Origin of the sequence: Atopobium sp. BS2, assembly GCF_000565075.1 — a bacterium.
GTDB lineage: Bacteria > Actinomycetota > Coriobacteriia > Coriobacteriales > Atopobiaceae > Lancefieldella.
In genome coordinates, this window is sequence record NZ_JDFG01000008.1 from 1 (window position 1) to 21,698 (window position 21,698).

The following is a 21,698-nucleotide window of genomic DNA, read 5'->3' on the forward strand; positions in this document are numbered from 1 at the left end:
AATAACCGCACTTCTTTTAAACACCTGAAATGCTTGCTTACACCACTTTTCGGGACACAACCGTACTGCATTGCCGAATCAGAGCATTCCAATTTCAATAAAGTTGTTTATGTAGACATAGAAGTTAGTTATAAGGTTTAATACTAAAAGACCATTAAGCTCAATCTAACTTTCTTAGATTTTACACCTATATATACCTGCATAAATAAATAACCCTACCTATATAATTGAAGGTAAGACAGATTTTCTCGCCAAGGACCGAATACCCGAATGCATAACGAATCCCACGATAGAAAAAATATTTGAAAAGAACTGAATAATACTTTAGACAGTGGGTATAATCGCTCTCGCCGTTATTGGAAGCGATTTTTGTGTTCGTATATATTGGCCTCGTTTTGTTGTTGTCCCTTAGTTAAAAGTACTATTTGTTACCTTTTGTCTATTTGTTGTCAAAACAGTAGGTGTCCCGAGCGCTTGTTCACGTAAAGGCGCAAAGGATACAAAGAGAAAAGGGGTATGCATGGCGTCGTCTGGGTTCAAACGTATACAGAGGATTCAATGTTCAGAAATGAGGCGGGTGCACCTATATCTGCCGGTGCATTTTGACAGTTCTAGTTTGGATGAGCTTATGCTCGAGCAAAGAGATACAACAGGAACTTTCGCTACTGTACCTATTGAGAAGTAATTTCAGTAAACGGTGAGGTAAAAGTAAGCAAACAACAAGGTTGGAATAACAGATTGTTTGGCTTGTTAATGTATAAAAACCTGACCGTAGTTAACTAACAGTATTACTAATACCTACAACTTATATCTACATATATGCGTTGTGTCTTGCAATGAGAGACATTAACGCATCTTGATGGACGGGTTTCTCGCCACGTCACTGGTCACTGCTCAATTTAGGAGGCTATATGAAAACGTAAAATTTGACGTTCAACTCTGTGTATTGGAATGGAGCACGGTAATTATCAACGAATAGCGAGCGAGCAGGCAGGAGAGAGTATGAGAACGTACATTGTAGAAGTAGCGCACCAGTACTATATGGATTCGGATTTTAAACGACCTACGGCAGAGAGCGTCTCATTTTTATACAGCGAGCTGGATAAAGAAAGTTTTGTGGCTGTGTACGAATCACACTTTGGCTTTAGAAGTCCACTATCGTTTTGTGTCATCGTATATAGCAAGCCGTTTGTTGATAATACGGAGTTCGTGAAGGATCAAGTTGTAAGAGCATGCGAAATTTGGAATTTCGGTTTCGATAAGGATTTGCGAAAAAACCTTTCGGTTAAAGAGAGCAATGCCATGCAAGTTTTGGGTGAGGCCACCACGCAGGGATTGAATTCCCTGCGCTCCATGTTGAGCGTCGTGGGTGCAAATGAGTTCTATGAGGTATTTAAATCGTCTAATGATTTTGCTACGGAATCATTTATTGATACAGTGCATGGCAAAGACACATTATTGAAGGATGCCTTGCAATCAAAATTTGGTAAGAACCTCGCAAAAGAAGTGCAACGCATTTATGAGAGTGCTGATGCAGTGGCTGCAGATAGTGAAAAGTACAATCATTTCCCCGTGCATTATATTTTGGAAGGCGCAGGTTCTCCTGTTGGTATGCAGGGTTTTAATGTATTGGCCAGTGCGTTACAAGACGCTGGCCGTGTTCCCTCAACACACGTGTACAAGCTTAATTTTGATTGCCCTCAATGGGATAGCGCATACAGGAGCGAGGTTATAGAGTGTCTTAACGATAACCTCGTAAGCTGCTTTGAAGACAATTTGTTACTTATTCAATATTCCGAGTCTCAAAATGATAGGGACCTTGACCTCCGTAAGTATCAAGCACTTACAAAGCTTATGGGGCTTCTTAACAATCATCTCAATCGTGTGCAAGTAGTGCTTATGGTTGCAGCAGGTAATGAGGCGAATATGCGGCGCTTAGCGGATAAGATACAGGCTCCTGTGGTGACTATAGAATATGAGAAAGGTTTGGCTGTTTGGAATCAGACGGATGCATATGACAAGCTTGTACAAGTGGCAAAACGTCGTGGGGTAGAGCCGTCTGCATCAATGGAGTCATTACTTGCAAAATATCAATTTAACCGCAGCGATCGCACGGTAACGCAAATATTTGATGACTGGCAGACACTGTCGCAGACACAACAAGTCTATCCCTTGTATCGAGATGCGTATCATACGTACCTGAAGTCTCCGATAAAACAGGCAGATCCTATGCAGCGTTTGCAGGAGCTGATTGGCCTATCAGCACAAAAGCAGCTGATTCAAGATATTGTTTTGCGTATTAGAATGAACCGCACGCTTGCAAGGCTGGGACAGCCCACAAGGAACTTCTCGATGCATATGGTGTTTTCCGGCAATCCTGGTACTGGAAAAACTGAGGTAGCAAAACTGTATGGAGAAATCCTGCATCATGAAGGTGTTTTGCGAGAAGGCCGTTTGGTTGTTATTTCTGGTTCAGAGCTGAGTCCCAGTAATGTTCCTAAGATATTTGAGGCGGCACGTGGCTCGGTGCTGTTTGTCGATGAAGCTTATACGTTAATTGGCTATCCTGAGACAGTGGCGGCGTTGATAGCTGGTATGGAAAACAACCGCGAGGAAACGGTAGTTATTCTAGCTGGATATTCTCGTCATATGGAACAACTGTTAGATACAAATCCCGGTTTTAGGTCGCGTATTGGCTTCACTATGAAGTTTGATGACTATACAACGGAAGAACTGGAACAGATCTTTGAGTTGATGGCAAAGCATGTGCAGGTAGCTTTGACAGATGAGACGCGTACTTGTGTACGGGATAAGCTTTCTGGTGCTGGTCGCCGAGGAGATCAGGGTAATGCACGATTTGTGCGCAAGCTGTTTGAAGATTCGCTTGGTGCCCAGCAGCTGAGATTGGCTCATTTATATGCAGATGCGAGCGATTCCCTGCAGCTTAAGCATGAGCTTGGGATGTTACAAGGGTGCGATATTGTGTCTTTGGCAGACAGCGATGCCATTGCTCAGTTTGGAGAAGTTTTCGCAGGACAGACATCAAAACGGGATGCACGTAGTCAGTCTGCACAAGAGCGGCTTGCAGATTTAATTGGATTGGATAAGGTAAAGCAGGTTATATTTGAACGCCTTACATACGCGAAAGTGCAAAAGTATAGGCGCGACAATGGCTTTGAGTCTGATTATTTACCGATGCACATGGCATTTCTCGGCAATCCTGGTACTGGAAAAACTGAGGTAGCACGTCTGATAGGAAAGATCTTGAAGGATGAAGGCATCTTATCGGTAGGTGATTTCTACGAGTGCGGTCGTGCCGATTTGGTGGGCACTGTTGTGGGATCTACGGCACCTAAAGTGCAGGCATTATTTGAGAAAGCTCGAGGCTCAGTAATTTTTATCGACGAAGCCTATTCGCTTATTGATGACAGGTCGCATAGTTATGGTGATGAGGCGATCAATACTATCGTTCAATGTATGGAGAATATGCGCAATGATGTGGTAGTAATTTTTGCTGGTTATGAGCAAGAAATACTTGATTTTATGAGCTGCAATCCAGGGCTTGCATCTCGAATAAAGACACAGATTCGGTTTCCTGATTATTCGATTGATGAGCTAGGTCAAATTTTGAATCTTATGGCTTGTGAGCTTGGATTTACTTTAGCGGATGATGTATTGCCTCGTTTTGAGAAACAGATTGCCACAGCGGCGCAGTTGCCAAACTTTGGTAATGCTCGTGTAGTTCGTACGATGCTTGAGGACGCTATGGTGGCACAGGCTGTACGTGTAAATGCTGTCTTGGCTGGGACTGCCGTTCAGGACGTCGGATCTGCAGAAGCTGTTGAGACAGCAGAGAAAATTAACTCTACCAAGAAGCCTATTGACGATAAGCAGCTTATGGAGCTGCGTGGATGCGACTTTAAAATCGATATTCCCTTAGCATCAAAACCCTCTATGCGTTTTGCGTAGAGTTGAGAAGGTTGTGTAGTTGGTAGTTGTTTCAACGAGAATGTCCTGACTATGTCATTTTTGTATCTATTTCTCGTGCTTTTGAGCAGGCGTCGTAATGGCGCCTGCTTTTTCAGGACTTTAGCCTGTTGAGAACGAGTAACGTGCAAAACATAAAGCCACTCGCATAAAAGCCTCCCATTTCTTGGACATAAGAAATGGGAGGCAGTTCAAATAAAGGGCGGTATTTACCATAAGCTCCAGGTCGAGCTTACCTATAACTCTAATCACATTGAGGGAAGCAAGCTCTCCCTCGATCAGACACGCATGATTTTTGAAACGGCTACTATCGGCGTTGAAGGAAATACTGTTCATATTGATGACATTGTAGAAACTCAGAACCACTTCCGCGCTATCGATTATGTGATTGAACATGCAAAAGACCCTCTTACAGAGGTCATCATCAAAGAACTTCACCGTATTCTTAAAACGGGAACTACAGATTCTGTAAAGGATTGGTTTGCTGTTGGAGATTACAAACGCTTACCAAATGAGGTCGGTGGGCGAGAAACCACTCTTCCAGAAAATGTTGCTAAAGAGATGAAATCGCTGTTAAGGGCATATAACTCAAACAGCTCTCATACCTTTGAAGACATTGTTGATTATCACGTTCGTTTTGAGCGCATTCATCCATTCCAAGACGGCAATGGACGTGTCGGTAGGTTGATTATGCTTAAAGAATGCCTTGCTCATGACGTTGTTCCGTTTGTCATTACTGATGACATGAAGTCTTTCTATTATCGAGGGCTCTCTAAGTGGGATAAGGAGAACGGCTATCTTCTTGATACGTGCCTTACAGCTCAAGATCAATTTAAAGCCACGCTGGATTACTTCCGAATCGCGTACGGTGATAAGTAAGTTTAACTGCTCTTTTCTCGCCTTAACGCTGTATTGCTGAACTATATTAATAGGCATCATCATATTACACAGGCAGTCGATGAGCTCCTCCAGGATAACGAAAGACCCTCGTGAGCCGTTGCCACTTCCTCAGAGGAGGGGGGATTATCGCGTCTTTCGCGTAGTGGTAGATCTTAATCGGCTTGACCCCAGCAGCCTCGCGACCTCTGCCACGGAATAGACGTTTTGTGGCAGGACGGGTTTTTGCACGGGCCACATCACGAACAGAGTGTTGCCGTTGCCCTCACCATGTCGCCTCCTAGGCTATTGCGGTTTTCTTTTTTTGTGACATCCATCGGGGCGCAGGCAACGAAAAACGGAATAGGCTCTATGGGAGCTTTCAGTTTCAGTAGGCATGCCGATGTGAGGTTTACCGTCTCAGCCATACCCTGTTGTCCCAACAGCAAACGATGCATTCATACAACAGGAAATGGGACAGAGGGACTGGCAGGGGCGCCTTGGCATTGCTACGGCACTCTAGGGGCTGAAATCCACAACGGCGCGGTCTTGTGTGTCGTGGCGAACAGACCAATTAAACGTAATACTTTAAGCTAAATGGTCGAAAATGAGCTATGCATAGTTCGCTGGTACCGTATCCCCACTCTTTGACATTCGTTCGGTGTCGCCTAGAATAAACAATACTGAATTAATATTCAGCATTGAGAGGATTTGAGGATAAAATCATGCAGGTTCTCAAGGAAGAGGTGCGCGAGCGCATACTTGCCGCCGCCGTCCAGGTGTTCTACGAGAAGGACTTCCGTAGCGCGAAGTTGCAGGACATCGCGAAGCTCGCAGACGTGTCGGTAAGCCTGCTGTACTCGTACTTCAAAAACAAGGAAAAGCTATTCGAGGGCGTCGTTTCGTCTGCTCCCTTCGACTTCAATCGGATTGCACGTGAAGAAGAATCTATCATTGCGGATACGCCCTCTGAGAGGTATCAGATTGCCGCCGAGGGACCCCTGCTCAACATGCTAGCCCATCACAAGTTGCTGGTTATCCTGATCGACAAGAGCCAGGGCACCGCCTACGAGCATGCGAAGGACGACTTCGTCGAGAGCATTGAGCGACACATCCGATACATGGTGAACGAGCGTGCAGTTTTGCGCTACCCGGACTTGCTCGTCCACGTGCTCGCAAGCAACTTCGTGGAGAGCCTAATGGAGGTAGCCCGCCACTACAGCAGTGAGAATGAAGCTCGTGAGATGCTTGCGCTCATCGCCCAGTGCTATTACGAAGGAGTGAACTCCCTGTGACAGAATTTTCTGCCACCCCATTCGGATACCCTGACATTCAATATTGAATTTTGATTCAATATTGATATAGTTAGTCTAGTCGAACTGAGATAGGGCTTAATCTACTTACAATATCGAATCTAAATTTAATATTGGAGGAGAGATTCTATGAAAGACAAGAGGGAGCTGGTCAGGAAGATGACGGCGAAAAGCCGGCTAGCTAATGCCTTGCTTCTGACCAGGGCGGTTCTTGGGCTTGTTCCCACAGTTCTCGTAATCTTCCTTGTCCACCTGTTTTTGGAAGGGTCCCTCTCGCCCGCTGCAATTGCCTATGTCGCTGCGGGAATGACGGCATGTGTGGTGGCGAAGGCGTTGTGCATGTACACGGCAACATGGAAAGCACATCTGGTGGCGTATTCGTGCCTGACGGACATCCGCCTGCGCATCGTGCGCCATCTGAAAAAGCTCCCTCTCGGCTTCTTTCAGATCAGAAGGCCAGGGGACCTTGCGAACGTCATGCGTAATGACGTGGAGCAGGTGGAGGTGTACCTTGCCCACGGGCTACCCGAATCGGCCTCAGCCACTCTGTTCCCCGCCGCCGCGTTCGTCCTCATGCTTGCAGTGGACTGGCGGCTTGCCCTGTGCATGATGGCAGGTCTGCCCCTTATGTGGCTCGTGAAGAAGGCGGCGGCGCCTTCTTGGGCGAGAGGCTTCGAGATAGTAGCCCAGTACGCCTCCCGCATGCAGAACAGCCTTATGGAATACGTCGCCAATATAGCCGTTGTCAAAGCATTCGGAAAGGAAGAACGCAAGACCGATGAGACGGTCGGGGCGGCGCGTGATTACGTGAACTGGGCAACGAGCTCGATGAACGATGTCTCGGTCCCTATGGCTCTTATCGCTTTGTTCATGGAGTTCGGAACGGTACTCGTGCTGATTGTGGGAACGTGGCTTCTCTCCACGGGCGGCATATCCATCGAACGTCTTATCTTGGCTATGGTGCTCGCAGCCGCCTTCACTTCCTCAGTGGCCAAAACGGCGACCCTGCAACACTACCGCTTCATGTTCGACCAGGCTATGACGGGCATTGAATCGGTGCTGGGCGTCAAGCCTCCAAACCTCATCGAGAGCTCCGAGGAGCCTCGCATGGGAGACATAGAACTGCACGGAGTATCGTTCTCCTACCCGCAGAGCGAGGAAGACGGCAACGAGAGGAAGCAGGCTCTCGACTCGATAGACCTCGTGTTCCGCAGGGGAAGCACCAACGCGCTCGTAGGTTCCTCGGGATGCGGGAAGAGCACCCTCGCGAGCTTAATCATGGGATTCTGGCAACCTGACAGCGGGCGCGTAACTGTGGGTGGACAGGACCTTTCCCAACTTTCCGAAAGGCAGGTGTCGAGACTCTTCTCCATAGTCCAGCAGGACGTGTTCCTCTTCAACCAGAGCATCGAGGAAAACATCCTTATCGGCCGACCAGGAGCAACGCATGAGGAGGTGGTCAAGGCGGCCAAAAGGGCGCGTATCCACGACTTCATCTCCAGACTCCCGCACGGTTACGCTACGGTTCCTGGCGAGGGCGGCGTTCAGCTCTCGGGTGGCGAGCGCCAGCGCATCTCGATCGCCCGAGTGATGCTGAAAGATGCCCCCATCATCATCCTTGACGAAGCGACGGCCGCGGTCGACGCCGAGAACGAGGCCCTCATACAGGAGGCGATAGACGACCTGTCTCGCGACAAGACTGTCGTGACCATAGCCCACCACCTGAACGCCGTTCGTGGAGTGGAGCAGATCGTCGTGATGAGGGAAGGCCGCATCGCCGGGGCTGGAACCCACGAAGAACTTATGTCTACCTGTCCTCTCTATCAGGAGATGGTTGCCAAGCAAAAGCAGGTGGACAACTGGGATATCAGGGAGGTCGCATCATGGTAAGAGAGATCCTAGAACGGATGACCCCCGCTGGCCGGCGCATGATGTTCATAAGCATCGCCGCATTCACGATTTATGCACTAACCAGCGTGGCAATGGCCTTCGTTATCCTCGCGGCTATCTATTCGGTCCTGGATGGACCGGTCGACCTTGCGCCCTACTGGGTGGCGCTCATCTGCCTTCTCCTCATCAAAGGAGCAAGCAGCATTGTGGCAGACAAACAGAAGCATTGTGCGGGTTTCGACCTTGTGCTTGAGATCAGGATCGCCGTCGTCAGGCGGCTGAAGTCGCTTTCCCTCGGTTTCTACACGGGGGAGCGACTAGGCGAGATTGGCGATATTGTTCATAAGGACATCGATAACATGGAGATGGTGGTGGGGCACCTATGGACGAGGATGGCAGCTGATTTCATCGTCGCGGCGATTTTGCTCGTGGCTGCGGTCCTCGTTGATTGGCGCATGGCGCTACTTACGGTATCAACCTTGCCCGCTGCGCTTGCGCTCCTTGCAGCAGGACTGAGGAAGGCCCAAACCCTCGAAAGAAGATGCGGGGATGACGCGGCGGACATGACGAGCCTGTTCGTCGAGTACGTGAAGGGCATCCCACTGCTGAAGGCCTTTGCCGAAAGTGAGGCTCTCGATCGCAGGCTCGAGGCAACGGTGGCGAACTTCGGCGAGAGCAGCAAGGCAGCGTCGCGGAACATAGCGCTGGTCCTGTCCGCTTACAGTCTGGTAGCGGACCTTGCCTTCGTAGTCATGGCGTCGTGCGGTGCCCTGCTCGTGCAGAGTGGTTCTCTGCCCCTGTTCGTCTACATCGGCTTCATTATTGCGAGCGTGGAGTTCTACAAGCCCTTCTTTGCAATGGAGTCGCATTGGATGAACTATCTCAAGGTGAGGGATAGCTTCCGAAGGATAGAGAAGATTATCCGAGCGTCCTCTGTCCCCGAGCCCGATGAGCCGCGCGTGCCTACGTCGCACTCGATTAGGTTCAATCAGGTGCGTTTCTCCTATGGAAGGGACTCTTTTGAGTTGCCCGAGGCAACGTTTACGGTCCCCGAACATACTATGACAGCACTCGTAGGCGAGTCCGGGTCGGGCAAGAGCACACTGACCAACCTTCTGCTGAGATTCTGGGACGTAAATGCGGGAAGCGTGAGCATCGGCGGCGTGGACGTGAGGGACATCCCCTACGACGATCTTCTTGCCTCTATCAGCATCGTTATGCAGGATGTACGGCTCTTCGCGGACACCATTGAGGGTAATATCCGCATAGGCAAGGCTGATGCGACGCACGAGGAAGTGGTGGAGGCGGCCAAGAAGGCGTGCATCCACGAGTTCGTGATGTCGCTTCCACAGGGCTACGAGACGCTCATCGGGGAGAACGGCGTGGGTCTCTCAGGCGGGCAGAAGCAGAGGTTGTCTGTTGCTCGGGCGTTTCTAAAAGACGCCCCCATCCTCGTACTCGACGAGATGACGAGCAGTGTGGACCCGATTAACGAGGTGCTTATGCAGAAAGCCGTTTCTGCGCTCGCGCAGAACAGAACAGTGCTCGTGGTGGCGCACCATCTGAGCACCATCCGCTCTGCAGACCAGATAATCGTGATGCGACAGGGGGAAATTGTGCAGAGGGGTACCCACGAACAGCTCCTCGAGGAGAGCACCGGTTATTATCGGACTCTCTGGGAACGTGGGGCCAAGACGGAGGGCCAGGAATGAGCGCCTTCGCGCATATAACCCTCGACAAGGTGACGTTCCAATACGCGGGGAAGGATAGCGATGCTATCCACAGTGTCGACCTGGATATCCATGAAGGCGAGTTTGTGCTCCTGACAGGAAGAAGCGGCTGCGGGAAAACCACGGTCGCAAGGCTCATAAATGGTCTTATTCCTCATTTCTACAAGGGTGAGCTGGAAGGAACGGCGAGAGTCGGCGGAACGGAAACTCGCGAGATGGAAATCGGAGACATCGGAAAGATGGTCGGCTCGGTTTTCCAGGACCCGCGTAGCCAGTTCTTCATGACCGACACGACGAGCGAGGTGGCATTCGGCTGCGTGAACGCGGGACTGCCACGCAACGATGTGGCGCAGCGGGTCGAAAGCGCATTCCGACGCATGAACATTCAGCGTCTGCGGGATAGGAGCGTGTTCGAGCTCTCGAGTGGAGAGATGCAGCTGGTGGCCATAGCCTCCTGCTATGCGATGGGGCCTTCCGTGTACGTCTTCGACGAGCCGTCCGCAAACCTCGATATGGAAGCCGTGGAGACCCTCAGGAAGACACTATCCGAGCTGAAACGTGAGGGAAAGACTGTCATCGTTCTGGAGCACCGACTTTTCTATCTGTCTGATCTCATCGACCGGATGGTCGTCATCGAAGACGGTATCGTATCCCACGTATACGACGCGGCCAGCGCGTTGTCCCTTGGCGACTCCACACTCGCCCATATGGGTCTAAGGAACTTGCAGCTGAAGTCGGCGCTAAACGCTATGCCTGACCATAAGCCGACCTTGTCAAAGTGTGAGAATGCGGCCTTCGAGATAAATAATCTTACGTTCTCATACGGCTCACAGCATTCGACGAGGAGTGCCGAATCGACACCGCGCGACCCTCGCACCATCGGTCCGCTGAACTTCTCCGCCCGATTCGGCGAGGTAATCGGAATCATAGGAGAAAACGGTGCGGGGAAGACAACTCTATCGCGTCTGTGCTGCGGACTTGAGAAAGAGGATGAGGGCACCGTGTCCGTAGACGGCAGACCCCTTTCGCCAAAGGAGCGATTGGGGCGCATCCGACTAGTCATGCAGGATCCCGACTACCAGCTTTTCTCCGATAGCGTGCTGGGAGAGCTTTCGTTGGGTGGACGGAGAGACGCCGATGTCTGTGAGCGAGCACTCAGAAAGCTGGGGCTATGGGATATGAGGGAAGCTCATCCCGCAACGCTTTCGCGAGGGCAGAAGCAGCGCCTCACAATAGCATGTGCCCTCGTCGATGAGACTGCCACCTATTTCTTCGATGAACCAACGAGCGGTTTGGACAGGGAGAATATGGAGAGAGTCTCTTCTGCGATCCGATCGCTCGCACAATCGGGAAGCGTCGTATTCGCCGTCTCTCACGATCCTGAGTTCCTCCTCTCTGCCTGTGACCGCATTCTCCATCTGAGCGGTGGACTCATCGTTGACGACTTCGCCCTTGACGGCTCGTCGCGAGAAAGGCTCTTGAGATCGCTTTGTAAAGGAGGTGTGCAATGGGGCGCTCATGCAGACGCATAGACCCGCGGACGGCTCTGCTCGCAACCTGCCTTCTGGGCACTGCTGCAGTGCTTTCCAATCGACCAGAAGCAGCCCATGCGGCATGCGTCATCGGTGCGGCATGTGCGCTCGTCTCCGGGGCATGGCGGCCGTGCATCGCTCTATCTGCCGCCTATGGCCTCATAGCCGCCGTGATGGCACTTGCCGAGGGGGCCGGAAGCACAACGCTTATGACCGCTGTGGTCATGCTGAGCTACATGGCCCAGAAGTTTGTAGTTCTGGCTCTCCTGGGCGTCTCCCTTTCTAAACTGGCCTCGATGCAGGATCTTCTCGCTGCGCTGCAGTCTATGGGAACTCCGCAGGCAATTCTCATTCCATGCATGGTCATTCTGCGGTTCTTCCCAACTATACGCAGGGACGCCTCGCATCTTATGGAAAGCCTAAAAACGCGGCGCGTGCTCGCAGGAGGAGGGTTCGCATTCCGACACCTAGCTCTCACATGCGAGCTTCTGATAGTTCCGCTCCTCATGAGGAGCGTAAGGGTATCTGACGAGCTGGCGGCATCCGCGCTTGCCCGCGGCTTAGACGGCGAGACCCAAGCAACGGTGCTGCAGCCCTTGTCTTTCGGAAGAAAGGACGCCGTGGCGGCCGCTTTAACCCTCCTGGCAACCGGAGTGCTTGTGTGGCTTCAATTTGGGCCGCGATAGAGGGACTCAGGATGAGACTTGTCTCGTCAAATTTGTATGTCTTAAACCAGAACGGAAGAAAGGACTCATTATGAAAAAAGGCGGAACCTCGGCCATAGGGGCTCGAGATCTCGTATCCATTGGTGTCTTCGGAGCGCTGTCTCTCCTAATCTTCTTCGTAGTGGGAGGTATCGCTGGTCTTACTGTTGTGGGGACAGTCGCCAACATACCCATTGTCTGCTTCTTCACATCGATAGCCTATCTACTCCTTGCCGCAAAAGTCAGGAAGACTGGGACCTTCCTCATCATGGGGACCATAAACGTGTTGCCCGGCCTGATGGCGGCAAACGTCTTCGGTGTCATCGGCAGTATCGCGGGCTGGGCTCTTGCGGAGGTGGTTGCCACGCGGATCGGGTACTCGAACAGGAAAGGCCTCGTTGCGGCTTACGTTGTCGGTTGCACACTGCAGTCGGCGCTCTACACCCTTCCCATATACCTTTCAGCTGCTCAGTATCTTTCCGAGCGCCAAGAAATACTGCGACTCACCGATGAGACCATGGCGCAGTTCGTCGCGATGTTCTCGGGTCCCATGTACGTCGGAATGGTTGTCCTTACGGTGGTAACGAGCCTTGTCGGTGCGTTCGTCTCGCTAAAGATCATGAGGAAGCATTTTGAGAAGGCGGGGATTGTCTAAGGGACGCCTCGCAACAAGAAAATCGAGAGATGGGACAGGATAGCCCCATGGCTGCTGATGACCTAAAGAGCATCGGGGATTCTGAACTGCCTCCTATTTCTTATGACCAAGAAATGGGAGGCAGTTCAAGAGCAGGTGACTCTAATTGTTCATTCATCTGTGCTTATTTCCCAAAACTTCGCATATAGCATGCCTATTACTTAGAAATCTGCCAGCCTTCAATACGCGAGCGAGCTTCAACAAAGTCATGGTAGGGACCACTGTGCGAGATAAGCTCCTCATGGGTGCCCTGTTCTGCAACACGTCCATCTCTAAGGAAGAAAATCTGGTCAGCTTCCTCAATTGTTGAGAGACGATGCGCGATTTCAAGCACAGTTTTTCCTTTACAGAGTTGGGCAAGAGCTGCTTGAATCTCTGCTTCGTTTTCTGGGTCAACACTTGCCGTTGCCTCATCAAGAACAACAAGAGGCACATCTTTCAAAATTGCGCGAGCAATTGAGATGCGTTGTCTCTCGCCTCCAGAAAGTCGAGCTCCACCTTCTCCAACTTTTGTCTTATAACCCTCGGGCAGAGCTTTTATGAACTCATCGCAGCGTGCGGCCTTTGCTGCTTCTACAATCTCTTCAAACTGTGCATCTGGCCTGCTTAAGGCAATATTACGCTCAATCGTGTCATCCATAAGATAGACATCTTGGAAAACCATGGAGAAGTCCGCAAGAATACTGTCGCACGAAAGCTCGCGTACATCGTGGCCTCCTATGCGTACGGAGCCGCCTGTTGCATCGTAGAAACGTGCAAACAGCTTGGCAACAGTTGTCTTACCTGAACCACTTCCTCCAACAAGAGCTGCAGTTGTTCCTTCGGGAATGGACAAAGACATTCCGTTGAGCACAAGAGGTCCATCTCCGTAAGCGAATGAGACGTCATGCATCTCAAGGTTGTGATGCTCAAGTTTCACAGCTTTGCAATTGTCATCGATTGCAGGTGCGGATTCGATAGTGTCAAGACGGTCGATAACTTCTCCGATGTGTCCAATTACGTAGGCAGCATCACCACAAGCCTCGATTGATTGGAACAGCATAAAGGAGAACATCACTAGCGTGCAGAAGTTAAGAAGAGATATCGTTCCATTCAGGAAAGAGATACATACGATAACAATGACGCCAATCGAAGCACTGCGTGTCACAAATAGAAGCAAGGCGTTGAAGGGTTGGAAAGCAAGCTCGGTTTTGAGATTTACATTTCTAGAACGTGCGTATGCGGAGCGTACTGCTGAAACAGCAGCGTCTACCTGACGGTAACTCTTAACAACGGGCATACCGTGGATGTATTCCAACGTTGCTTGAGCCATATCCTCGCGTGCGTCATTTTGCGCGGGCGACAAACGTGCGGAATTTTTGAACATTAGCTCCAGCACCACCGTTGCTACCGCAATTGCAGCCAATGCGAGGATGCAGGCCCGCAGATCCATGAAGGCGAGAAACGCCACCATTGCAGCTGCGGTTATATATCCGTTGCCAAGCATGTCTACCATGCGCATACCGTGGATTTCCACAAATGACAGCTCGGTTGTGAGTGCCGATAGAATTTCTCCTGATGGGTGATTGTCAAAGTAACCAAGAGGGACGCGTTTCAGCGCTTCTCCGATACGTAAACGCACCTCGTTGGAACGTTCTGCAGCTACGGTTTCCTCGGCTCGTGCTCTCAACCACATAAGTGCTGCGCGTAGCGCAATCGAAGCAATAATGGCAAGTCCAGCCGTAAGTGCAATTTTAAGATCGGGTTTCTCGCCATTTGATAAGCCGAGAAACCCGCACATGGCCCAGGCGGCAATAGCGATGGGTGCTGCAGAAACAAGTGAGATAAGAAAAGAGTATGCAAAGCCAAAGAGAATTCGCGTTTTCTTGTTGCCCGTCCAACGCACCACTTTTATAAGCGCACTAAACATTACGCTACCCCTTTCTCACTTCATGAGTTCCATTGGAGATATGTGCTTCCCACATGCGGTGATAGAGATCACTTGAACCAAGGAGGTCCGTATGTGTTCCCTCAGCGACGATGTTTCCGGAATCCATGACTACTATCTTGTCAAAATTACGCACCGTTGAGATTCTGTGCGCGATTACAATCAGCGTCTTTCCACGTGCAAGTTCTGAGAGTGCCTGTTGAATGAGCTCCTCACTCTCGGGGTCTATGAACGCAGTTGCCTCATCGAGCACAAGAATCGGTGCATCTTTCAGATAGGCGCGTGCGATAGAGATGCGCTGACGTTCTCCACCCGAAAGAGCTCCTCCGGCTTCTCCGGAAAGGGTCTCAAATCCATTTGCAAGCTTATCTGCCAACTCTTCACAGTGCGCAGCGGCAAGCGCGCGCTCTACCTCGGTGTCAGTTGCGCCCTCACGTCCGAGCCTTACGTTTTCAAAGATTGTTCGATCAAAGAGGAAATTGTCTTGAGTCACAAAGCTTACAAGACCAGCTAGCTGATCAAGTGGTATATCGCGCACGTCAGTTTCTCCGATGCGGATTGCTCCTGATCCCACGTCCCAGAATCGAGCAATGAGCTTGGCCATTGTTGACTTTCCAGAACCACTCGGTCCCACCAGAGCACATGAGGTACCTTCAGGCACTTCAAGAGAGATTCCGTGGAGTACTTCTTCGTTGGAATATGAGAATCTGACGTTCTCGAATGAGACATCGTGTGATGTGATGATTGCGGGAGAGGAGACTTCGGGTAGGGGTTTCATCTCTAACAGCTTACTAACGCTGTCCATTACCTTCTCGATTTCCTTGAACATGTTCGTGTACTGGGTAATTTTGGTGAGAGGACCAATGACGCCGATTGACAACATACATGCAAGAGCCATCTGAGCTACGTCGATACTGCCCGAAGCTACAAGAATGCATCCAACTGGTACAACACCCAGAAGAAGCGTTGGCAGTATTGCAAACATGGCGTTCATGGGGACACGAGCAGACTTATACCAGGCAAGCGTTAGTTTCTCAAATTCAGAAATGTCGTTACGAAAGCGAGCATACGAGGAGTCGGCTTGGTTGAAAGTCTTGATGACTTCGATGCCATCGATGTATTCAACGAGTGTTGAGTTAACGCGCTCACTTGCTGTCCAGTACGCTGCATAGTCTCGTTCAAAGTTTTTAAAAAGGAGCGAAAGAGGCACAATTGACAAGGCTGGTGCGATGAGCATAGAGAGAGCAAGCCGGATATCAATTGAGCACATGATTGCAAAACACAAGATGAGAAGAAGCACATTGCTGGTAAATTCCGGGATAACGTGGGCAATGGGCAGCTCCATTTGCTCAATATCGTCAATGATTATTTTCTTTAGTGCTCCAGAGGGCGCTGATTGAACATCGCCGAGGGAGCATGCAGCAAGATGTTTGCAAGCGGCGTTTCGCAAGTTCTCAAGCGTATGGTAGGCAACGCTGTGTGATGTCGATGTTGAGGCTAGATAGCCTATTGTCTGAACTGCCACTCCGAGAAGGGCAACGAGTGCCCAGTGTCCAACTTCACTGATGGCAAGGGTGCCTGATATTGAAAGCGCAATCAACTTGTAGGCGGCAAAAAAGGGAACAATGCCTCCAACAACACCTACCACAGCAAATAACAGCGAGGCTCCAAGTTTTAGACGCTGTCCGCGTGTAAATGAAGCAAGCCGCTGTATCCAACTGCTCTTTTTCTTTTTGCTAGGGTCCATGGGTCCTCCCAAACGACGAGTATGAGCAAATTGTATTCATAGCTCGTTGCATGAGAAAAGCCCGATTGTCGCGGCTAGCTCCAAGTGTATCTATGTGGGTGGATTATCTTTCTTGCCCAGCGCTTTCACGGTAATCGCCAGGTGCCATGCCAACGACATTACGGAATGTGGAAGCAAATTTTGAGGCATTGGTATATCCGACTTCAAATGCCACCTCACCAATTGGCTTGGAGGTTGTCCGGAGGAGGGTTGCAGCTTGTGCCATGCGATAGCGTGTGAGGTATACGTGCACACTGGTGCCATAAACCTCCTTGAACCACCGCTGCATACTGGCATAGGGAAACTCGAACTCTTGTGAGAGCTCTTTGAGTGTCTTATGGGAAGAAAGATCAGAGGTTATAGCTCGCTCTATTTCCTTTACCTTATCAACCTGTGCACGTGTGAGACCGTACTGTCCAATACGTCCGCCTTCAGGAATATTACTGCCGAGAAACAAGAGAAGCTCCATAATCTTAAGTTTTAGGTAAGCATCTCTAAAGCGGTCATGAGCGTTATATATCTCGCAGAAAATATGCTCGACCGACGGTCCGCTACGGAGCACACTTGGTTCATCGCCTGAACAGAACCTCTCGTAGAGCTGCTTAACACTTACAGGAAAGCCCTCGGGAAACATTGATTGCAGCGATTTATCTGCTATGTCGGGATCAAGACAGACGGTGACACCACGGTAGTGTCCAAACGGAAACCGAAAGAGACTTTCATGTCTTGCGTGATCGTCAATGCCAAGATCACCTACGTCAAGGTACAGGCATGAGTCAGTCCCAGACTCCCACTCAATTCTTCCTTCTCGACAATAGTTCAGGCAGAGCATGCGTGATCCTGGGGTAAGTTTGAAGCCCGACTCAAGGTTCCATACGCTTGTGAAGTCATTGAACATGAGGGTAATTCCAGGCATGACGTCATGCATTGTCATGATGCCCTGTCCGTCAGTACCTTCCGCCCTCCATACAGAATGATCTGTATCGTGCGTCACGCGACGGACGTTGCCACCCATGTCAGCATAGTTAGCAATGTCCATCGTGTCTCCAATCCTCTTCGTTTCTCTGAAGAGTATTCTCAAAAAATGACAGCACCTTTGACCAGCCCGCAGCGTCGAGCGCGCCTTGGTCTACAAACAATCCGTCTTCCATGCGGGCAAAGTCGGTGCAACATGCCCTGATGAACTCAGGATCGTGTGTTACAACCACGACAGCTCGTCCTTCCGCCGCTGCTGCGGTAACGCTTGCAGCAACCTGTTCCATATGGGCAAGGTCAAGTCCACTGGTAGGTTCGTCAAGCACGAGTAGGTCGCGACCTGATGCAAGTGCTGTAGCGAGGGCAACGCGTTGCATTTGGCCTCCTGAAAGCGACAGCGGATGGCGTTGTGCCAGGTCGGATAAGTCCAACGATGCAAGTATAGTACGGGTAAGGTGCTCGTCAGCACGACTCGTGGAGTCGAGTACCTCATCAAATACGCTCTCTCGGAAAAGTTGATGGCTCACGTCCTGCATAACCAAGGAGCCGTTCCTTGGTCTGCTTGAGAATGGGCTAGGACCTTCTCCAACATCTTTGGTCCCTTTGCAACCGCTCACAAGACCGCAGATGCAGCGTGCGAAGGTAGACTTTCCAGCACCATTGCTTCCGATGATGGCTGTGACACCTCCTCGCCTGAAGGCGATGCGAGAAACGTTGATGCCGCGGCTCGACTGCGGGTAGTGATAGTTCATATCACGTATTTCTACAAACTCGTTCTTCTCGCATCGTGCGCAGCACTGTTCAGCTGCAATAGCTGCGAAGGTTGGTGCACGCAGACCAAGCACTCGCGCCTCGGCAGCAGTGGATGCATAGAATTGCTTGGAGTTAATCTCGCGTTCCACGCTGCCTGAGCGCATCACAATAATGCGGTCGGCGATGCCCTCCAACCAATGGAGTCGATGTTCGGAGATGAGCACAGTGCGGCCCTCAGCCTTCCATTTTGCGACAATCTTTCGGAGAAGTCCTATGGAAGCGAAGTCAAGGTTGGAGGATGGTTCGTCAAGGACGAGAACATCTGGGTCAAGCATAGTGGCCGAGCCACAGGCAACGCGTTGTTTTTCTCCACCAGAAAGTGAGAGGCAGCTGCGGTCGATAAGATCTGTGAGCTCAAGCGCGTTGGCGACGTCCTTTAAGCGTGTGCGTATCTTGTCGGGTGCTATTCCTTGGTTCTCACAGGCAAATGCCAGTTCACCAGTTGTATCCAAACAGAAAAATTGGGTCTTAGGATTCTGGAAGACTGATCCGACCTTTGGCGCCAGTTCCCAAAGCTCGTGGTTGGAAGGTGTAAGACCACAGACCTCAATCTTACCTGAGAGTTTCCCCTCATAATAATGGGGGATGAGGCCATTGACGAGCCTTGTGAGGGTTGTCTTTCCAGATCCTGAGGCACCCGTCAGACAGACTACTTCACCAGGGGCTACGTTAAGGTTGACTTCGGAGAGGCTGTTTTTCTCGCTTGCTTGATATTGGTAGCACGCATTTTTTATCTCGATCATTTCAATCCTAGTAGTAGAGCAATGGCGTGATTACCGCGCAGATAGCAGCTATGGCGAGAAAGGCGATTACTATCCAGTCTCGTACGCGCATACGCGCTTCATGTATGTTTGTGCGAGCTGTTGGTCCACCAAGCCCTCGTACCAACGCTGAGGCAGAGAGGTCTTCTCCGCCTCGCACTGCCGAGACAAGCAGCGGTACCAGGCAATTCTCGATGGCAGAGATAGGGTTTCTGGTTGTCTTGCTGCTGCGCATGCGTATAGCAGCAGCTATCTGTCGGTAGTCGTCGGCTATTGCTGGGAAGTATCGAAGCATTACGACAAGGGGAATTTCTACGGCCTGAGGCATGTGCATGCGGTCGCATGCTGCCATGAACTCACTCACTGACGTGGTTGTGACTAGCCAGGTTCCCATGGCAATACCAGGGGCGAACTGCCTTACGATTCCCGAGATGCCGAGCGTGGCAAAGAGAGCAACTCCAGTGAGGCATGATTCCGCGATTGCTGCCACAGCGCTTGCAGCCCCGTATAACGTGAGGTAGGTGATTGCTGAGCGGAAATGGTGAGAGAGGGCTAGCATGATGAAAGGTGTTGCAATAAGCAGCGGCTTAATTACAAGGAGAGGCCCCACGTTATAAGACCCAAGCATAATTGTTGAGACGACAAGTGTGGCAAGCACTTTAGTGCGGGGATCAAGCACGAGTCCTCGGTTATTGGCAGTTGAGAGGAACAGCCCCTTTTTCATTATGCGATGCCGGCTCGCTCAAAGTGCTTGTGGAGGAGTTTCTTGCCGATGACGGCTCCGATACACCCCGCGATACATGCAGCAAGAGCAAGAGGTAGGAGACTCCAGTCAGGAATGTAGCTGGAGAGGGCGTTGGCATATTCCTGTCCGTAGCCAGAGGCGATACCTGCGAAGTAGCTCGCGCGATTCATGACGATGGGAATATAGTTGCCTATCAACCATACGCTCAGGACTCCGTGTGAAATTATGGCGCGTCCTGCGCTGTTATAGTCACCGCTTCTGAGGACAAGGTCGGCGAGAAGACCACATACTGGCCCTGTAATAAAGGCATATACGCCCATGCCACCGAGACCCATAAGGAGTCCGAGGATGGTTCCCATGATGAAAACCATTCCGAAATGCCTTACTTTTGTGATATAGAGCATGTACGGAATGCCTCCGATAAGCGGGCAGATGACGGAGAGCAATGGAATGAATATAGGAACGTAGCCCAGCATTGCCACAGCCATGATGATTATGAAGTAGAGAGCGGTGAAGATACCGATGTTTATAAGATCCTTCGGTTGCAGCCCTTTTTTCTTGACTGAGGGTGTTTCAGGCATAATGCGTCTCCTTTCGGTTAGCTCTATCTAACTTATAAAGGATAGACACAGAGAAACTCAGTCAATAGCCCATTTGTATCATTATGTCCCGTTTGTATCGCACGGTAATTTTTGTGAGATTTTTATGTGAAAAAGGTATTTCGGAGCACGAATAATCTATTTAAAATTCAATCCGTATGCGAACTTAACAATGAGCGTCAGATGTATTCCATTTCGAGATGATTTTTAATGATGAGAATAAATAAATCGGGTGATTAGAGTTCGTCGAGCTAGCGGACGTTCGAATATAAATCTATAAGTGGAGAATAGCAAATATATTTCTGTGATAAAAATTATTGAAGATACGACATCTTAGCGATATAAAAGCTTAAAAAATTTCTGATTGATGCTATTTGATACTATAATCAAGAAAAATAGGTCTGAATAGGACCTATTAAATAATTGAGTTTTTAGTGATACTTGTTGCTCAAACGGGAATAGACTAATAAATAATAGAAAAGACTCTCATCGTTTTTCTGAGATGTTTTAAAAAATGCTGGTAAAAGTAGAATTTAAGGAGAAAATAAAGTGACTGAAAAAGAAGAACAAGTTTATAAAATATTACTAACTCCTATCAAATGTGATAAAAAAGTTTCTAAAATATATATGGAAGATAATGTTATATACAGTCCACAGCTGTATAAAAGTATTGCAGATGAAGATATGTCAGATTTTAGTGTGGGTTTTTATAAGATAATCTATGAAGACCTTTTAAAGAATGATGGCGGAGAAATTTTAAATGAAGATGGATCTTACAAAAATGATAATTATATGGGAGACACTATACATTCATTCAATTCACTCGCGAATGTGATTTTGGGTGACAAGTCACAAAATTGTCGGAGTCCAAAAGAAAAATGGCCTGAAGAATTAATTGAATATGAATCAAAATATCATTGTTTAGCTAATTTTTGGGTAATTCCCATGTGCCACGGAAGAAGGATTACAGAATTCAGATCCTATGATTCTCTAGATGAGTATTTAAACAAAGTACGTACAGGGGCTATAAATAATGCTAAAGAGTATTTTCAGAAGTTTACATATGAATCCTTTTTAGAGATTCATGGTTTGTCATCGCACAAAATACTAGATGATCCATTAAAAATATATAGATCAAAAGATAAGAAAGGTTGTATTGATGAAATACAACGTATATATGATTCATGGAATAAGAGAGCGAACGAAATTGTTAAAAAGTATAAAACTGAACTTTATGACTACTTTGAGGGTCTCGGATTAATAAATTAAATGTAGAAGTAGGAGCTAATAATTATTTATTCAACTAAGTCTTCAAGTAGTGTTCGTGCCATACCGTTAAGATCTAATTTGTGATCTTGAGTGTAGG

Annotated in this window: 15 protein-coding genes; 9 read left to right on the forward strand and 6 right to left on the reverse strand. The window is 49.4% G+C overall.

Going from position 1 to position 21,698, the window contains the following annotated elements:
• Window positions 1–1,002 precede the first annotated feature (1,002 nt).
• The 8 genes from HMPREF1492_RS00745 (at window position 1,003) to HMPREF1492_RS00780 (ending at window position 12,687) form a co-directional block, all read left to right on the forward strand.
• Window positions 1,003–3,969: an AAA family ATPase gene (locus HMPREF1492_RS00745; RefSeq protein ID WP_035434955.1), complete on the forward strand. Its 2,967-nt coding sequence runs from the start codon at window positions 1,003–1,005 to the stop codon at window positions 3,967–3,969.
• Window positions 3,970–4,275: 306 nt separating this feature from the next.
• Window positions 4,276–4,866 carry a Fic family protein gene (locus tag HMPREF1492_RS00750; protein ID WP_232215575.1) on the forward strand — a complete coding sequence of 197 codons (591 nt, stop codon included), beginning with the start codon at window positions 4,276–4,278 and terminating at the stop codon, window positions 4,864–4,866.
• A 722-nt stretch (window positions 4,867–5,588) separates the two neighbouring features.
• Window positions 5,589–6,158: a TetR/AcrR family transcriptional regulator gene (locus HMPREF1492_RS00755; protein ID WP_051479323.1), complete on the forward strand. Its 570-nt coding sequence runs from the start codon at window positions 5,589–5,591 to the stop codon at window positions 6,156–6,158.
• Window positions 6,159–6,305: 147 nt separating this feature from the next.
• The gene (locus HMPREF1492_RS00760) at window positions 6,306–8,066 is read left to right on the forward strand and encodes an ABC transporter ATP-binding protein (RefSeq protein ID WP_035434958.1); all 1,761 of its coding nucleotides are present in this window, start codon (window positions 6,306–6,308) and stop codon (window positions 8,064–8,066) included.
• Window positions 8,060–9,778, forward strand: a complete 1,719-nt coding sequence (locus tag HMPREF1492_RS00765) for an ABC transporter ATP-binding protein (RefSeq protein WP_035434960.1) — start codon at window positions 8,060–8,062, stop codon at window positions 9,776–9,778. The genes HMPREF1492_RS00760 and HMPREF1492_RS00765 overlap by 7 nt, the downstream gene beginning before the upstream one ends.
• Window positions 9,775–11,328: an ABC transporter ATP-binding protein gene (locus HMPREF1492_RS00770; protein WP_035434962.1), complete on the forward strand. Its 1,554-nt coding sequence runs from the start codon at window positions 9,775–9,777 to the stop codon at window positions 11,326–11,328. The genes HMPREF1492_RS00765 and HMPREF1492_RS00770 overlap by 4 nt, the downstream gene beginning before the upstream one ends.
• Complete coding sequence (locus tag HMPREF1492_RS00775; protein ID WP_084054945.1) at window positions 11,304–12,014, forward strand: energy-coupling factor transporter transmembrane component T family protein; 711 nt, start codon at window positions 11,304–11,306, stop codon at window positions 12,012–12,014. The genes HMPREF1492_RS00770 and HMPREF1492_RS00775 overlap by 25 nt, the downstream gene beginning before the upstream one ends.
• Window positions 12,015–12,084: 70 nt before the next feature.
• Complete coding sequence (locus HMPREF1492_RS00780) at window positions 12,085–12,687, forward strand: MptD family putative ECF transporter S component (protein ID WP_035434964.1); 603 nt, start codon at window positions 12,085–12,087, stop codon at window positions 12,685–12,687.
• Window positions 12,688–12,883: 196 nt separating this feature from the next.
• On the opposite strand, the gene HMPREF1492_RS00785 is transcribed toward HMPREF1492_RS00780, so the two are convergent.
• From HMPREF1492_RS00785 to HMPREF1492_RS00810, 6 genes are all read right to left on the reverse strand, one after another.
• Window positions 12,884–14,635: an ABC transporter ATP-binding protein gene (locus HMPREF1492_RS00785; RefSeq protein WP_035434966.1), complete on the reverse strand. Its 1,752-nt coding sequence runs from the start codon at window positions 14,633–14,635 to the stop codon at window positions 12,884–12,886.
• A 4-nt stretch (window positions 14,636–14,639) separates the two neighbouring features.
• A complete protein-coding gene (locus HMPREF1492_RS00790) occupies window positions 14,640–16,400 on the reverse strand; it encodes an ABC transporter ATP-binding protein (protein ID WP_035434968.1) in 1,761 nt (586 codons plus the stop codon).
• A gap of 103 nt (window positions 16,401–16,503) precedes the next feature.
• Window positions 16,504–17,478 (reverse strand): helix-turn-helix transcriptional regulator, encoded by a 975-nt coding sequence (locus HMPREF1492_RS00795; RefSeq protein WP_035432571.1) that lies wholly within the window; start codon window positions 17,476–17,478, stop codon window positions 16,504–16,506.
• A complete protein-coding gene (locus tag HMPREF1492_RS00800) occupies window positions 17,465–18,970 on the reverse strand; it encodes an ABC transporter ATP-binding protein (protein WP_035434969.1) in 1,506 nt (501 codons plus the stop codon). The genes HMPREF1492_RS00795 and HMPREF1492_RS00800 overlap by 14 nt, the downstream gene beginning before the upstream one ends.
• Before the next feature lie 7 nt (window positions 18,971–18,977).
• On the reverse strand, window positions 18,978–19,712 hold the full coding sequence (locus HMPREF1492_RS00805) for an energy-coupling factor transporter transmembrane component T (RefSeq protein ID WP_051479324.1): 735 nt from the start codon (window positions 19,710–19,712) through the stop codon (window positions 18,978–18,980).
• Window positions 19,712–20,314, reverse strand: coding sequence for an MptD family putative ECF transporter S component (locus HMPREF1492_RS00810; protein WP_035434972.1), 603 nt, complete (start codon window positions 20,312–20,314; stop codon window positions 19,712–19,714). Before HMPREF1492_RS00810 ends, HMPREF1492_RS00805 begins: the two co-directional genes overlap by 1 nt.
• A 567-nt stretch (window positions 20,315–20,881) precedes the next feature.
• Between HMPREF1492_RS00810 and HMPREF1492_RS00815 the strand changes: the two genes are divergently transcribed.
• Window positions 20,882–21,601 carry a hypothetical protein gene (locus HMPREF1492_RS00815; protein WP_035434974.1) on the forward strand — a complete coding sequence of 240 codons (720 nt, stop codon included), beginning with the start codon at window positions 20,882–20,884 and terminating at the stop codon, window positions 21,599–21,601.
• The last annotated feature ends 97 nt before the right edge of the window (window positions 21,602–21,698 follow it).

Bases quoted from the DNA above. Each gene is read 5' to 3' on its own strand.
- HMPREF1492_RS00805 (WP_051479324.1), bottom strand. From the start codon at position 19,712: ATGAAAAAGGGGCTGTTCCTCTCAACTGCCAATAACCGAGGACTCGTG.
- HMPREF1492_RS00780 (WP_035434964.1), top strand. From the start codon at position 12,085: ATGAAAAAAGGCGGAACCTCGGCCATAGGGGCTCGAGATCTCGTATCC.
- HMPREF1492_RS00755 (WP_051479323.1), top strand. From the start codon at position 5,589: ATGCAGGTTCTCAAGGAAGAGGTGCGCGAGCGCATACTTGCCGCCGCC.
- HMPREF1492_RS00750 (WP_232215575.1), top strand. From the start codon at position 4,276: ATGATTTTTGAAACGGCTACTATCGGCGTTGAAGGAAATACTGTTCAT.
- HMPREF1492_RS00745 (WP_035434955.1), top strand. From the start codon at position 1,003: ATGAGAACGTACATTGTAGAAGTAGCGCACCAGTACTATATGGATTCG.
- HMPREF1492_RS00775 (WP_084054945.1), top strand. From the start codon at position 11,304: ATGGGGCGCTCATGCAGACGCATAGACCCGCGGACGGCTCTGCTCGCA.
- HMPREF1492_RS00800 (WP_035434969.1), bottom strand. From the start codon at position 18,970: ATGATCGAGATAAAAAATGCGTGCTACCAATATCAAGCAAGCGAGAAA.
- HMPREF1492_RS00785 (WP_035434966.1), bottom strand. From the start codon at position 14,635: ATGTTTAGTGCGCTTATAAAAGTGGTGCGTTGGACGGGCAACAAGAAA.
- HMPREF1492_RS00810 (WP_035434972.1), bottom strand. From the start codon at position 20,314: ATGCCTGAAACACCCTCAGTCAAGAAAAAAGGGCTGCAACCGAAGGAT.
- HMPREF1492_RS00760 (WP_035434958.1), top strand. From the start codon at position 6,306: ATGAAAGACAAGAGGGAGCTGGTCAGGAAGATGACGGCGAAAAGCCGG.
- HMPREF1492_RS00770 (WP_035434962.1), top strand. From the start codon at position 9,775: ATGAGCGCCTTCGCGCATATAACCCTCGACAAGGTGACGTTCCAATAC.
- HMPREF1492_RS00765 (WP_035434960.1), top strand. From the start codon at position 8,060: ATGGTAAGAGAGATCCTAGAACGGATGACCCCCGCTGGCCGGCGCATG.
- HMPREF1492_RS00795 (WP_035432571.1), bottom strand. From the start codon at position 17,478: ATGGACATTGCTAACTATGCTGACATGGGTGGCAACGTCCGTCGCGTG.
- HMPREF1492_RS00790 (WP_035434968.1), bottom strand. From the start codon at position 16,400: ATGGACCCTAGCAAAAAGAAAAAGAGCAGTTGGATACAGCGGCTTGCT.